The organism is Frigidibacter oleivorans (assembly GCF_003993775.1).
GTDB classification, from domain to species: Bacteria; Pseudomonadota; Alphaproteobacteria; order Rhodobacterales; family Rhodobacteraceae; genus Frigidibacter; species Frigidibacter oleivorans.
Window position 1 is genome coordinate 344,902 of record NZ_RJRZ01000002.1, and the last position, 14,352, is coordinate 359,253.

General features: G+C 70.0%; 10 protein-coding genes. 6 read left to right on the plus strand and 4 right to left on the minus strand.

The annotated features are described in order from the left end of the window. The first annotated feature begins 100 nt into the window (after window positions 1-100). Window positions 101-1,564 carry an O-antigen ligase family protein gene (locus EEY80_RS04695; RefSeq protein ID WP_126975407.1) on the plus strand — a complete coding sequence of 488 codons (1,464 nt, stop codon included), beginning with the start codon at window positions 101-103 and terminating at the stop codon, window positions 1,562-1,564. On the opposite strand, the gene EEY80_RS04700 is transcribed toward EEY80_RS04695, so the two are convergent. Beyond that, entirely contained in the window at window positions 1,467-2,798 is a 1,332-nt protein-coding gene (locus EEY80_RS04700) for an oligosaccharide flippase family protein (RefSeq protein WP_164738133.1), read from the minus strand. The genes EEY80_RS04695 and EEY80_RS04700 overlap by 98 nt on opposite strands. Window positions 2,799-2,923: 125 nt before the next feature. On the opposite strand from EEY80_RS04700, the gene EEY80_RS04705 reads away from it, so the two are divergent. The 5 genes from EEY80_RS04705 to EEY80_RS04725 all read left to right on the plus strand — a co-directional run bounded on the left by EEY80_RS04705 (window position 2,924) and on the right by EEY80_RS04725 (window position 11,337). After that, the gene (locus tag EEY80_RS04705; protein ID WP_164738134.1) at window positions 2,924-3,937 is read left to right on the plus strand and encodes a glycosyltransferase family 2 protein; all 1,014 of its coding nucleotides are present in this window, start codon (window positions 2,924-2,926) and stop codon (window positions 3,935-3,937) included. Window positions 3,938-3,940: 3 nt separating this feature from the next. Beyond that, the gene (locus EEY80_RS04710; RefSeq protein ID WP_126975410.1) at window positions 3,941-4,732 is read left to right on the plus strand and encodes a glycosyltransferase family protein; all 792 of its coding nucleotides are present in this window, start codon (window positions 3,941-3,943) and stop codon (window positions 4,730-4,732) included. Between the two features lie 216 nt (window positions 4,733-4,948). After that, window positions 4,949-6,934: a type I secretion system permease/ATPase gene (locus EEY80_RS04715; protein ID WP_126975411.1), complete on the plus strand. Its 1,986-nt coding sequence runs from the start codon at window positions 4,949-4,951 to the stop codon at window positions 6,932-6,934. 3 nt (window positions 6,935-6,937) lie between these two features. Then, the gene (locus EEY80_RS04720; RefSeq protein ID WP_126975412.1) at window positions 6,938-8,311 is read left to right on the plus strand and encodes an HlyD family type I secretion periplasmic adaptor subunit; all 1,374 of its coding nucleotides are present in this window, start codon (window positions 6,938-6,940) and stop codon (window positions 8,309-8,311) included. A 143-nt stretch (window positions 8,312-8,454) separates the two neighbouring features. Then, window positions 8,455-11,337, plus strand: coding sequence for a LamG-like jellyroll fold domain-containing protein (locus tag EEY80_RS04725; RefSeq protein WP_126975413.1), 2,883 nt, complete (start codon window positions 8,455-8,457; stop codon window positions 11,335-11,337). Window positions 11,338-11,375: 38 nt separating this feature from the next. On the opposite strand, the gene EEY80_RS04730 is transcribed toward EEY80_RS04725, so the two are convergent. Genes EEY80_RS04730 through EEY80_RS04740 form a run of 3 tightly spaced genes read right to left on the minus strand, consistent with a single transcriptional unit; the run spans window position 11,376 to window position 14,272 of the window. After that, on the minus strand, window positions 11,376-12,341 hold the full coding sequence (locus EEY80_RS04730) for an alpha/beta fold hydrolase (protein WP_126975414.1): 966 nt from the start codon (window positions 12,339-12,341) through the stop codon (window positions 11,376-11,378). 15 nt (window positions 12,342-12,356) lie between these two features. Next, window positions 12,357-13,973: an alkaline phosphatase family protein gene (locus EEY80_RS04735; protein ID WP_126975415.1), complete on the minus strand. Its 1,617-nt coding sequence runs from the start codon at window positions 13,971-13,973 to the stop codon at window positions 12,357-12,359. A gap of 23 nt (window positions 13,974-13,996) precedes the next feature. After that, window positions 13,997-14,272 carry an acyl carrier protein gene (locus EEY80_RS04740; protein ID WP_126975416.1) on the minus strand — a complete coding sequence of 92 codons (276 nt, stop codon included), beginning with the start codon at window positions 14,270-14,272 and terminating at the stop codon, window positions 13,997-13,999. Window positions 14,273-14,352 lie beyond the last annotated feature (80 nt).

A 14,352-nucleotide genomic window follows, 5' to 3' on the forward strand; every position in this document is an offset into this window, starting at 1 on the left:
GCGGGTTTATGTCGCCCGCCGGGTGCTGAGGGCGCTTGCCGCAGTGGACAGCGCCGCCCCGGTCTGGATACTGGACCCGAGCGCATGATCGGGACGCAAGATGAGCCGCTACACCCGCTTTCCGCCGCCCGCCCCCGCCGGGGTGCCGGGCGCGACCGGGCCGGATGACGGCGCGCCGGATACCGCTCCCGACAGCGCACCGGGCCGCGCCGGCAGGGTGCCCGGTCGTGTCGCCCCTATGGATGCGGCGCGGCGGCTGAACCCGCTGGTCCCGGCGCTGATGATCGCGCTGGTCCTGCCGATCTTCTTCAACCTCGGGCCGCTGCGCCTGTCGCCCAACCGGCTGGTGCTGGCGGTCGCGCTGTTCCCGGCGCTGATCCTGTGGGCCTCGGGGCGGGCGGGGCCGGTCCGGGCCTCGGACGGGTTCGCGCTGTTCTTCTGCTTCTGGCTGTCGCTGTCCTATCTGGTGACGGGCGGCGCGGCCAATCTGGAACTGGTCGGCATCTCCTGCATCGAGGTGCTCGCCCCCTATTTCATGGCGCGGGTCTTCATCCGCAGCGAGGCGGATTTCGCCGGGCTGCTGCGCATCCTGTTCTGGATCGTGGTCATCCTCGCGCCGCTGGCCTGTTTCGAGGCGGTGACCGGGCGGGCGCCGCTTCTGGCGCTGCTCGATACGGTCTTCACCACCCCGCCCGCGGCGAACACCGATCCCCGCCTTGGCCTGACCCGGGCGCAGACGGCCTTCGAACATCCGATCCTGTCGGGCATCTTCGCGGGCATGCTGTTCGCGCCGATCCGGTCGCTGGCGCGCGCGCAGGGCCGCAGCGAGACGACGGCCTTGCTGTTCGCGGCGCCGGCGGCGGCGGTGACGTTCTTCTCGCTGTCGGCGGGGGCATGGCTGGGCCTGATGGCGCAATGCGGGCTGATCGCCTGGGGCCTGGTGTTCCGCAATGTGCCGAGGCGCTGGCACATCCTCGGCGCGCTGGTCGCGGCCGGCTATGTCTTCATCGACCTGGCGTCGAACCGCAGCGCGCCCCAGGTGCTGATGAGCCTCCTCGCCTTCGACGCGCATACCGCCTATTGGCGGGTGCTGATCTTCGATTTCGGCATGGACAATGTCTGGGCCCATCCGCTGGTCGGGCTCGGGATGGGGGATTGGGCGCGGCCCGAATGGATGGCCTCGCGCAGTGTCGACAACTTCTGGCTGGTGAACGCGATGAAGTTCGGCATCCCCGGTTTCATCGGCATTGTCGGGATCTATTTCGCGGCGCTGGTGACGATGTGCCGGGCGCGCCCGACCTCACCGGGGGCACGGCTGATGCGCGAGGCGCTGGTCTTCGCCCTGATCGGCCTTGGCCTGCAGATCGCCACCGTCCATCTGTGGAACGCGACCTATGTCTTCGCGATGTTCATGCTGGGCGCGGGGGCTTGGCTGGCCGACGCGCCGCAGGAACAGGCCGGGGATGTCAGCCCCGCCCCCGGCCGAAGCGGCGGCGCAGCGGCGTCCAGACCGTCGGGTCGAAGCCCGAGACCCGCAGCACCACCCAAAGCTGCGCGAGCCTGACCCCCGCCACCGCCAGCATCGTCGCGAAGGCCGCGCCGGTCAGTCCGAAGCGCGGGATCAGCAGCAGGTTCAGCACGAAATTCGCCACGAGGCTGGCGAGGTTCAGCGCCAGCACCGTCCGTTCGCGGCGCATCATGATCAGGATCACGCCCACCGGCCCGCAGAGGATCGACACCGCCTGCGCCAGCATCAGCAGCCGCAGGGCATCGGCGGCGGGCCGGAACGCCTCGCCGTAAAGCGACAGATACAGCTCCGCCCCCAGCCCGAAGGTCAGGCAGATCGCCATGCCCACCGCGCCCGAGATCATCGCGCTTTGCGAGATCATCCGCTGCGATCCCGCCCGGTCGCCCGAGGCCAGCGCCCGCGACAGCATCGGTCCCAGCACCTGCAGCGCGATGCCGTTCGCGATCAGCGTCAAGTCCGCCGCGCGGCTGGCCGCGCGATATTGTCCCACCGCCACGTCGCCATCGATCATCCCCAGCAGGATCACGTCGATATTGGTCTGCATGAAGGTCGACAGGCTCGAGGCCAGCATCGGCAGCGAGGCCGCGAACCACGCGGCCAGCAGATAGCGCCGGGGTTCGGCATCGGGGGGCAGCGCCTCGCGCGCCGCGCGTCCCATCGCCCGCAGGCTCAGCGCCAGCAGCGGCAGCATCGCCAGCAGCGAGATCGAGAAGACGAGATTCGCCGACAGCGCCCATCCCGAGGCCCAGACCGCCAGCAGCAGCCCCAGGAAGATCAGCGGGCGCAGCAGCGATTCCAGCACCTGCGCCTTCAGCACTTGCTGAAAGCCGGCAAGAATCGAGGAGGTGTTCAGGATCGCCGCGTGCAGCATCGCGCCCAGCGACACCAGCAGCCAGCCCACGGTCAGGTTGAACAGCCCCGCCCGTTGCAGCACGGCCAGGACGATCGCCGCGACGATACCCGTGGCGAGGATGGCGGCGGGGCCGGCGACGAGATAGCCGCGCAGCGCCCCGTGCTGCCCCTGCGCCACGTAGACCGGCAATTCCCGCCCCGCCAGCTGGCCGAAGCCCAGCCCCAGCACGGTGCCGATCAGCGTGACCCAGGTGAAGGCATAGGTATAGGCGCCGAAGCCCTCGACCCCGATGGCGCGCGAAATCGCGATGGCGCCCACGAACTGCAGGCCGAGCCCGGTGAAGCGCAGCAGGAAGGACGCCAGCGTCTTGCGCACGAAGGCGGGCAACAGCGCGGTGAGGCGGTGGATGACAGACAAAGGCCCTCCGGCGGGATATGCCCGAACCGACTTACCCTTCCCCGCCAAGGGTGTTATTTCTGAACCGGCTTCAGGACAAGTCATTCCACGCCGGCAACGGCACGACAGCGATAGAGGTTGCCGCATTGCCAGATCCGGATGCGATCCCTGCCGCCGCAGACCCCGTCCCCGCGCTGCCGCCCGACCCGCGCGTGTCGGTCATCCTGCCCGTCTACAACCGTGCCGCCAGCCTGGCCCCCGCGCTGGACAGCGTGCTGGCGCAGACGGTGCCCCCGCATGAGGTGATCGTGGTCGATGACGGATCGACCGACGGCATCATGGCGGCGCTTGCGCCCTATGCGGGCCGGATCCGGCTGATCCGGCAGGCCAATGCCGGGGTGGCCGCCGCCCGCAACACCGGGCTCGCCGCCGCCACCGGCGACTGGATCGCCTTTCAGGACAGCGACGATCTGTGGACCCCCGGCCATCTGGCGGCGGTGGCGCGCGACCTCGCGGCGGCGCCCGCCGATGTGGTCTGCCATCTGGGCGACGTGCACTATCTGGGCGAGGGCTATCGCGAGGGGCTGTTCGCCATCAAGGGGCGACAGTTTCCGCCCGACCGGGCCGAGCGGGTCGACGATGCGCTGCCGCTGGTGATTTCCGGGATGACGCTGCAGGCGGCGGCGATCCGGGCCGATGTGTTGCGGCGGATGGGCGGTTTCGACACCGGGATGCGGATGCTGTCGGATACCGCGCTCTTCTGCCTGCTGGCGCTGGAGGGACCGTTCCTCGTGACCGCCGCGCCGATGGCCGACATCATCCGCCTGCCCGGCGATGGCGACAGCATCACCAGCCTGACGCGCAAGGATCCGGCCTATGCCCGGCAGATGCATTGCCGCTATCTGCAGGCGCTGGCAGCGCGGCCCCTGTCGCCCGCCCGCCGCGCGCTGGTGGAGCGCATGCTGTCGGGCGCCGAATTCCGGCTGGCGCAGGCGCTGCACCCGGCCGAACCTGCCGATGCGCGCCGCCTTGCCATCCGCGCCGCACGGCGGCACCCCCGCCCCCTGACGGGATGGGCCAAGGCCCTGCTGGCGCTGCTGTTCGGCCAGCGGGGCTATGCCTGGGTGCTGGACCGCAGCAGACCCCTCGACCGGAGCTGAGACATGACCCAGGACCTGCGCGACCGGATCTGCATCGTCGTCGCCTCGAACTCGGACGAGGTGCTGAACCGCAACCTGCTGGCCTCGCCGCTGGTCGCCGCGGGCGTCCCGGTCGAGGTGGTGCGCGGCGCACCGTCGGCCGCGGTGGCCTACAATCGCGGGCTGGACGCGACGGCGGCGCCGCTGGTCATCTTCGCCCATCATGACGTCTACCTGCCGGCGGGGTGGGAGGCGCGGCTGGCCCGGGCACTGGCGGCGGTCGAGGCGCGCGACCCGGACTGGGCGCTGATCGGCCCCTATGGCGTGCGCGACGGCGGCGGCCATGTCGGCCATGTCTGGTCCACCAGCCTGGGCCGCGCGCTCGGCGAACCCCCGGCCGAGCCGCAGCCGGTCGCGAGTTTCGACGAATTGCTGCTGGTCATGCGGCGCGATGCCGGGCTGCGCTTCGACGAGGCGCTGCCGCTGTGGCATCTCTACGGCACCGACATCGTGCAGGCGGCGCGCGCGGCCGGCCGGGGCGCCTATGTCGCCGACCTGGCCTGCGTGCACAACGATGGCTTCCACGGGCGGCTCGGCGCGGATTTCGGCGCGGCCTATGATTTCCTGCGCCGCAAATGGGCGGCGCGGCTGCCGGTCTGGAGCCCGATCGTCCGGGTGGACCGGTTCGGACTCGGCCTGCCGGCCTATCGGCTGCGGGCCTGGCGATCGCTGGAACGGCGGCGGGCCATGGCGCTCGACCCCGGCAGCGATCCGCGGCTGTTCGCCCGCCGCTGCGGGTGGGAACCGGCCGTCTGACCCACCGCCCGGCCCGGCTGCCTGGCCCGGTAGGGCCGGCGGGGACAGCGCCTGTTTTCTGCGACGCCGCATTCCCGCCGCAACTCGATCCGACTGCCCCAAAATGGCCCGAAACCTTTCGGAATGCCGCCATTTGCGCCCGTCAACCTGAACGTGCGGGCTGCCCGGACACTTGCGGCGGGCGCCCGACCTGGGGACGGACGTGGGGACGGACGGATGACGACACTTGCCGGGGGGCGGCCTGCCACCGCCACGGCCTATGGCGCCGCGTTGTCCGCGGCGCGATCCAGCCTGATCGCGGTCGCGGGGTTCAGCCTGGTGATCAACCTGCTGATGCTGACCGGCTCGATCTACATGCTGCAGGTCTATGATCGCGTGCTGACCTCGGGCTCGGTCCCGACGCTGGCGGGACTGTTCCTGATCGTGGTCGTCCTCTACCTGTTCCTCGCCTTCTACGATTTCCTGCGGTCGCGGGTGATGTCGCGGCTGGCGACGCGGCTGGACGTGGCCGCGGCCGAACCGGCGCTGCTGGCCTGGGTCGATGCGCGGCGCGGGCCCGGCGGCGGCGATGCGGGCGGGCGGCCCCTGCGCGACCTCGACACCGTGCGCGGCTTCGTCGGCAGCCCGGTCGCATCCGGCCTTTTCGACCTGCCCTTCGCGCCGGTCTACCTTGCCGTGCTGTTCCTGCTGCATCCCTGGCTGGGCTGGCTGACGCTGGCGGGCGGGGCGGTCGCGGCGCTGATCGCGCTGGCGAACCGGGCGCTGTCGAACCGCTCCATCGCCCGCGCCGTGGCGGCGGAAACCGCCGAACGCGACTTTGCCGACCAGTGCTGGCGCGGGGCCGAACCCGCGCGCGCGATGGGGATGCAGGACCGGCTGGCCCAGCACTGGTCCGTGCTGCGCCGCAAGGCGCTGGCCGAAACCCAGCGGGGCAGCGACGCGGCCGAGGTGCTGTCGGCGGCCTCGCGCGCCTTCCGGATGCTGCTGCAATCGGCGATCCTGACGCTGGGTGCCTTCCTTGTGCTGCGGCAAGAGATGTCGGCGGGCGCCATCGTCGCCTCGTCGATCCTGTCGGGGCGGGCGCTGGCGCCGGTGGACCAGATCACCGGCCAGTGGCGCAGCATCGGCGCCGCCGCCGCCGCGCATCGCCGGCTGCGCGACCTGTTCGCCGCGCTGCCCGACCTGCCGCGCGCCATCCAGCTGCCGCCGCCTGCCGGCGCGCTGCAGGTGGACCGGCTGGTGAAGCTGGGCCTGGCCGGCGCCACCGGCGAGCGGCGGCGGATCCTGAACGATGTCAGCTTCGCGCTGGAACCGGGCGAGGGTCTTGGCGTCATCGGGCCGAGCGCATCGGGCAAATCGACGCTGGCCCGGCTGCTGGTGGGCGCCTGGACCGCCGATCAGGGCGAGATCCGGCTGGACGGCGCGACGGCGGATCAATGGGCGCCCGCGGCGCTCGGCCGGCATGTGGGCTATCTGCCGCAGACGGTGGAACTGCTGCCCGGCACGCTGCGCGACAACATCGCCCGCTTCGATCCGGCGGCGCGGGATGCCGATGTGATCGCCGCGGCGCGTCTGGCCGGGGTGCACGAGATGATCCTGTCGCTGCCGCAGGGCTATGCCACGCAGGTCGGGGCGCAGGGCGCGGGCGGGGGCGCACCGCTGTCGGGCGGGCAGGTCCAGCGCATCGGTCTGGCCCGGGCGATCTTCGGCCTGCCGAAGCTGGTGGTGCTGGACGAACCCAACGCCAATCTCGACATGGCCGGGGACGAGGCGCTGACCGCCGCCATCACCGAACTTCGGGCCCGCGGCTCGATCGTCATCGTGATGGCGCACCGGCCGAGCGCGCTGGCCGCCGTCAACCGCATCCTGCTGCTGCGCAACGGGGCTGTGGCGCGCTTCGGCCCGAAGGACGAGGTGCTGGCGCCCTCGGTCCGCGGACGGATGGCGACGCAATCTGCGGGCGCGGCGACCCCGCCTGTGGCCGGCGAGCCCGCGATCCCCGCTGCGCTGCGGGCGCGCCAGGTGCCGGCGATGCCGCATGCTGCCGCGCCGGCCGCGAATGCGCCGGTGGCCCCGGCCGTCGCGCCGGAACCGGCAGGGCCGAGCCCGATGACCGGGGGCCGCGTCGCGGCCAAGCTGGCGCGGCTCGCCGCTGCCCCCGACCGTCCCGCCGCGGCGGGCGACCTGACGCGGGGGGGCTGATCCATGGGGGCCGAAGCGAACCTGTCGCTGGACACGCTGCGATCCGCCGCCTTGGCCTTGCCGCGCGGATCTGCGACGACCCGCGAGGATGTGGGGCTGAAGACCGGGCTGCGCCTGCCGCTGATGCTGGGCGCGGTGGGGTCGGTGCTGCTGTTGGGCGCGCTGGTCGGCTGGGCCGCCGTGACGCCGATCGGCAGCGCCGTCATCGCCTCCGGTCAGGCGGTGGTGCGCGGCCAGCCGAAACTGGTGCAAAGCCTCGACGGCGGCATCGTCGCCGCCATCGAGGTGGCGAATGGCGCGCGGGTGGCGCGGGGCGATCTGCTGCTGCGGCTGGACCCGACGCTGCTGGCCGTCAACCTCGACATCGCGCGTGGCCGGCTGGCCGAGGCGCTGGCCTGGCGCGCACGGCTCGAGGCGGAACAGCAGGGGCTGGCGTCGCTGCGTTTCGTCTATGCGGCGCTGCCCTTCGCCCTGCCCGACACCGCGCGGGCCGAGGCCGGCCAGACCCGCATCTTCGAGGCGCGCCGCATCCTTCTGTCGGGACAAGAGGCGCAGGGCCGCGAAAAGGTCGCGCAGCTGGACAACCAGATCGCCGGGGCCGAGGGGCAGCTTGCCGCGACGCGCGAACGGCTGTCGCTGCTGGACAGCGAACTGGCGGATTTCCGGCGGCTGAAGGACCAGGGTCTGGTCCGCGACAGCCAGGTGAAGGAACTGCAGCGCGACCGGGCCGAGGTCGCGGGCGAGATCGCCGCCCTTCAGGCCGAGGCGGCGCGCCTTGCCAACGCTCTGCGCGATGCCGAACTGACCACCCTGCAGGACCGGCGCAGCTTTACCGAACAGGTGGTGACCGAACTGCGCGAGGTGACGGCCGAGATCGAGGAACTGACCATCGAGATCGTGACGACGATGGCGCAGCTCGACCGGGTCGAGATCCGCGCCCCCGCCGACGGGGTGGTGCATGAACTGGCGGCCACGACCATCGGCGGCGTCATCGCGCCCGGGGCCACCATCCTGCAGATCATCCCGCTGGACGAGGGGGTGGAGTTCGAGCTTCAGGTCGATCCGCGCCGCATCGACGAGGTCTGGCCGGGCCAGCCGGCGCAGCTGGCCATCGCTTCGCTGGACAGCCGCGACATGCCGAAACTCGCTGCCACCGTGGCCTCGGTGGCACCCGCCTCGGTGCGCGATCCCGTGTCCGACCGGGCCTTCTACCGTGTCACGCTGGAGGTGCCGCCCGGGGAACTGGCCCGGCTCGACGGCGTGTCGCTGGTGCCGGGGATGCCGGCCGAGGCCTTCCTCGAAACCGGCAGCCATACCGTGCTGTCCTACCTGCTCGATCCGCTGGCCAGCCAGCTGGATCGGGCCTTCCGGGAGTAAGGCGCAGATGATTTGTGCCCGTCCTCCGCATTTCCGCCGCCTTCCGGCCCGCCCGCTGCCCGCTTGCCGTGGCATCCATCGGCGGAGTTCGGCGGGCGTAACCGAATCCGGTCAGTCCGCGCGACCCCGAGGAGCTTGATCCAATGACCACCGACGCCAGCCTGCACCTGCCCGACTGGGATTATCCGCAAGGGTTCGATGATCGCACCATCACCGTCTCGTCGTCCGAGGAACTGGCCGAGGCATTCGAGACGCTCGAGATGACCGGCGGGGGCACGATCCTCCTCGATCCGGCGGGCAACCCCTATACGCTGGACCTCTACAAGGCCGGCTCGGCGGAATCGCCGATCGTCATCACCTCGGCCGATCCCGCCGAACCCGCCCTGCTGAGCAGCGCCGAACTGACCCAGGTGTCGCATGTGGCGCTGGTGGGCCTGGATATCAGCGGGCATGGCGACAAGGCCGAGGATGTGCGGATCGCCAGTTCCGACAATATCGCGCTGATCGGCAATACCTTCACCGGCGGGGCGGATGGCTACCTGTCCGAGGACGGGACGGCCACCCAGGGCGAAGGCGCGATCTTCGTGCGGGATTCGCAGGACATCACCATCGTCGACAACTCGATCTCGAACGTCTTCCACGGCATCGGCATGCTGGAATGCCAGAATGTCGAGATCACGGGCAACGATATCTTCGCGGTGCAGGGCGACGGTATCCGCGGCGGCGGCTGGCAGAACGTCACCATCGAGGACAACAATTTCCACGATTTCTATGGTTCGACCCAGACGCTGAACCATTCCGACATGATCCAGATCTGGGGCACCAACGCCAAGACGCTGACCAGCGACATCACCATTTCCGGCAACGTCTTCGACGCCGGCGACGGCGCGGCGACCCAGACGATCTTCATCCGCAACGAGATCTACGGCAAGGGCGAGGCCGAGGTGAACGGCCGCTACGAGAATATCGTGATCGAGGATAACCTGATCTCGAATGGGGCCTATCACGGGATCAGCGTCACCGACGCCGCCGGGGTGACCATCGACTCGAACACCGTCCTGTGGGACCCGGATGCGGCGACCAAGTCCAGCGCCAGTTCCGCCCCGGGCAGCACCGCGCCCTCGATCAACGTCAGCAATTCCATCGATGTCGAGGTGTCGGGCAACATCACCGGCTCCCTCGGCGGCACGTCCATGCCCGCCGGTGCCTCGGCCGAAAATGCCGTCGTCAGCTACACGCTGGTCAACGCTCCCAACTATGTCGGCAACCATATCGTCAACTGGGGCAGCGACGGCGACCTACGGGACCTGCGGCTGAGGGTCGACAGCGACTGGTACGGCGTCTACGGGGCGACGATCAGTTCCGACCAGTCCTGCGAGGACGGGGTCGAGGCGGTGATGGCGCTGGAGGATGTGGAGGGCAATGCGCTCGCCATCAGTTTCGACGCCAGCCACAGCCTGGGCGAGACGGGCGCGCTGGCCCGGAGCGGCGCGACGGCGACCTGGGTCTTCGACGACGGCACCACCGCCGAGGGCTGGACGGTCGAGCATGTCTTCGCCACGCCGGGCCTGCATTCGGTCGAGCTGACGGTCACGGACGGGCAGGGCAACAGCGACACGATCACCCGCGTGGTCGAGGTGACGAACCCGGTGCTGTTCGACTTCGATTTCGAGAACGCGCTGGCCGACGGCTCGGGTCAGGACACCACCGTCACCCCCGGCACGGGCGGAACGGCGCTGGTGTCGGAGGGCGGCGATACCGCCTGGCATCTCGGCGCGGAGACGACGCTGACGGTGGATCGCAGCAACCTGCAGATCTACAGCCTCGACGCCTTCGAGATCAATCTGTCCTTCAAGCAGGACAGCGCGGCCGGCTATGGCGGCCTGCTGAACCTGCACCAGACGACGGATGTGCAGATCCTCAAGGACGGGTCGATCCAGTTCAAGCTGACCACCACCGATGGCAGCTTTACCGTCAAGACCGGACCCGGCGTGATGTCGGATACCGAATGGCACGACATCACGCTGGCCTATGACGGCAGCACCATGTCGATCCTGGTCGATGGCGAGGTCGAGGCGTCCGGCGCCGCCACCGGCAGCACGCCGGACGTGGCCTATTGGGGGTTGGTCCTCGGCAACCCGTGGGGAACGGATGCCACCGGGCTGGTCGACGATTTCAGCATGACGATCCCCAGCGAGGCGCCGGCCGAGCAGCCCGACATCCCCGATGACACCGGGACAGGCGGCGATACGGGCGGCGATACGGGAGAGGACGCGGGCGAGGACACGGGCGGCGATACGGGCGAGGACACCGGCGAGCCGATACCGGCCGGCAAGGTCTTCCTCGACATCGACTTCGCGGCCAACGGCCTGTCGGACGTGTCGGGCTATGACACCTCGATCCTCGTGCGCGGCGGCAAGACGGCGCTGCGCACGCTGGACGCGGGCGGCGACAGCGGCTTTCACGTCTCGGGCAAGAACGGCTTCGCGGTGGACAGCGGCAACGAGCAGATCACCGGCTACGACGCCTTCGACATCACGCTCGACTTCCAGAAGGACAGCGCCGGCGGTTCGGGCAACCTGCTGAGCCTGCAAAAGGTTCTGGGCCTGTCGGTGACGGATGACGGAGCGCTGCGCTTCGAGATGAAGACCGACGAGGGACGCTATGTCGTCGAAAGCGCGCCGGGCACCTTCAGCGATACCGACCTGCACGAGATCGGCCTGCATTATGACGGCAGCGAGATGTCGATCCTCCTCGACGGCGAGGTGGTGGCGACCGGCGCGGCCAGCGGCAGCACCGACGATCCCGGCAAATACGGCCTGATCGTCGGCGACCTGAAGGGCGACAGCGTCGCGGGCACCGTCACCGACGTTACCCTGACCGTGCCCGAGGATGCGGCAGCCGCGGCGCAGGTGCAGACGGCCGCCGTGACGCCGGTTCCGGCCGTTCAGGACGATGTCGGGGTCGCGGACCATCTGGCGGCGCTGTTCGACAGCCATCCCTGGCTGCACGACCAGCTGACCTGACCTGACCGGGCCGGCGGGGTGCCCGGCCCGCGGGCATCCTACCGGGCCGGGGGCCGCCCGTCGCCATCGGAGCGAAGCCCCGCCCGCCCGCGCGGCCCCGCCAGCCGCCCCGTTTCCAGCGCGCGCAGGAAGCGCAGCGTGGGCTGCAGGAACAGGCGGGGCTGCGACATCGGGAAGAAATGGCCGACATCCGGGATCTCGCGCAGGATCGCATGCGGGCACAGCCGCGCCAGTTCCTGCGCCGAGGGCACGGTGGTGGAATTGCCGCCGACGAGGATCAGCATCGGCAACTGCAACTGCGCCAGATCGCGGGCGGTGAAAGCCTCTTCCTCCTCCAGATCCGCGATCAGGCTGACCCGCTCGGTCAGGGTGATCCAGCGTTCCGCCGCGCGGCGGTTGCGGAACAGCCGAGGGTGGCGATAGAGCGCGTTCAGCAGCTCCACCGCCTCTTCGCCCGCCTCCACCTCGATCCGGGCCACGGTCTTCAGATAGTGGATGCCGTCGTCCTGGGTATTGATCGCGGCGATGTCGAGACCCAGCGAGGCCAGCCGCCGTTCCACCGCCGGGGGCAGCTGCCGCGCCGGGATCGACAGCTTGCGCTGGATCGGCCGCACCCGCACGTCCACCAGCGTCAGGCTGGCGACCCGGTCGGGATGGGCCAGCGCGAAGGCGAGGCAGATCATGCCGCCGAAGGAGTGGGACACGAGATGCGCCCTCTCCACCCCTTCGGCATCCAGCAGGGCCAGCAGGTCGCGCGCCATGTTGGTGACGCTGTAGCCGGTTTCGGGTGTCTCGCTCTTGCCGTGGCCGCGCAGGTCGTACATCAGCACGGGCCCCAGCAGCGATACGAATTGCGCCCCCGCCGCGTACCAGAAGGCAGAGGAGGCGGCGAGCCCGTGCACCATCACGATCGGGGTGCCGTCCCCCAGATGCCGGGCCGGCCCCTTGCGCTGCGGCAGCCGGGTGACGGCGAGGGTCGTGCCGTTGACGGGAACCCGCGCCATCCTACGCCGCCGCCCTCAGTCCTCGAGGTAGCCGAGCAGACGAAGCTGCGCGAGGATCTCCTCGCGCTGTTCGTCCTCGGCCGCGCCGGGGGTCGCGGGGGCGGGGGCCGCCGTTGCGGCTGCCGCCCCCGCCGCCGTCGCGGCGCCCATCTTCACCGGATGGCTGGCCAGCCAGTCCGCCGTGAACAGGTCCTCGGGGATCCGGCCTTCCAGGTCCGACGGGATGTCGAGGCCCAGGCAGTGGCTGGCGATCACCGTGGTGTCGACGATCGACATCGGCGCGCCCGACTGATGCGCGACGCCGGGGCCGGCCATGATGAAGATGCCGTCGGGGTGATGGGTGCCCAGAGGGATCGGCCGCGTCACCACCGCCGGCTCCTTGTTGCGCACCGACACGAAGCCGTGGTCCGACAGGATCAGCGTCAGGTCGGGCGCATTTTCCATCGCGCCGCCGGGGAAAGCCTCTTCCCGCGGCAGCACCGCCTGGATCACCGGCAGCCCGGTGGCGTCGTCGCGCATCTCCAGCAGGTCGGCGATCAGCTTGTCGCGGAAGGCCGCATAGTCCTCGGGGGCCACGCCGCAGGGGCAGGCGTCGGATTTCTTGCGGATGACGATGCCGTTGGACGAGGGCGTGGGGCAGAAGGCCTGCGTGCGCGTCCAGTCCAGGTTGGCGAAGTTCGCCATGTCGCGCCGCTTGGCCGCATCCGAGCCATCGCTTTCGCGCCAGGTCAGCACGCCCAGCGTTTCCAGATACTTGTTCACGCGGACCACCTTTTCCGACCCGGTGAAGCCGTGGTCGGACACGATGATCATCTGCGCTTGGGGCGCGGCGGCGTGCAGTTCGGCGAGGAAGCCGTCGAGTTCGCGGAAGTAGCTGACGACCAGCGCCCGCACCTTCTTTGCGTCCTCGGTCTTGCCGCCGTCCCACAGCGCGGGGTCCAGCACATGCCAGGCCTGATGCTGGATCTTGTCGGTGCCGTCGAGCATCAGCGCAAAGAGGTCGGGCTGATCCTCCTTCAGCAGGCGGATGCCGATGTTGAACCACTGGCGGTCGCGCGGCAGGTGCCGTTCGACCCAGCGATACAGCTCCGCGTCCTCCATCACGTCGCCGATCTGGCTTTCGCGCTCGAAGTCCCAGGACAGTTCCTTGGGGTCGAAACCGTCGAAGCTCTTGATCCGGTCATACAGTTCCGGCGGCGTCACGTTGCGGCGCAGGTGTTTCCATGACACGAAGCCCGGCACCAGCGACCCGTTGATCCGGGGCGGGGGCGCCATCATCGGGAAGTTCAGCGACACCACCGACTGGCCGGCGCGGCTGGCGAATTCCCAGATCGTCTCGACCCTGATGTCGCGCGCGTCGTAGAGGGTGAAGAACAGCTCGTGCCCCATATCCTCGAAGCGGACGAAGTCGTAGATGCCGTGCACCCCCGGCGTACGCCCGGTCATCACCGAGGTCCAGGCCGGCGGGGTCAGCGGGTGGTTCGTGGACTTCAGCTTGGCGGCATAGCCCTGTTCCATCAGCCCGGCGAGGAAGGGCATCACCACGCCCTCTTCGCAGGTGCCCTTCAGGAACTGGTCCAGCACGGTGTAGGTGGCGCCGTCGAGGCCGATGAGGAGGGTACGCGTGGTCATGGGGCCGGTCCTTTGGCTGGTCTTCAGGCGAGCGCGAGGCGCGAGGCGAGGAAGGTCTCGATCTCGCCGATCTTCAGGTCGTCCACATAGCGGCCGTTCTGCATCAGCAGGTCCTGGAAGCCCAGCTTGCGGTTCTGGAAGGCGTTCTCCACCGCGACAACGAACTGGATGACGTCGATCGAGTCGAAACCGAGATCCTCGACCAGCGCGGTGTCCTCGGTGATCGGCACGTCGAGCCCCCAATCCGCGACGAATTCCTGCAGGACCGTCCTCAGGCGCTCTTGAATGTCCGTGCTCATGCTCTTCCGTCCCTCGTTCTGGCCGTCCATCGACGGCGCTGCCTTGCGGCGATGTCTGCCCGCCGGGGTCCGGCGGGTGG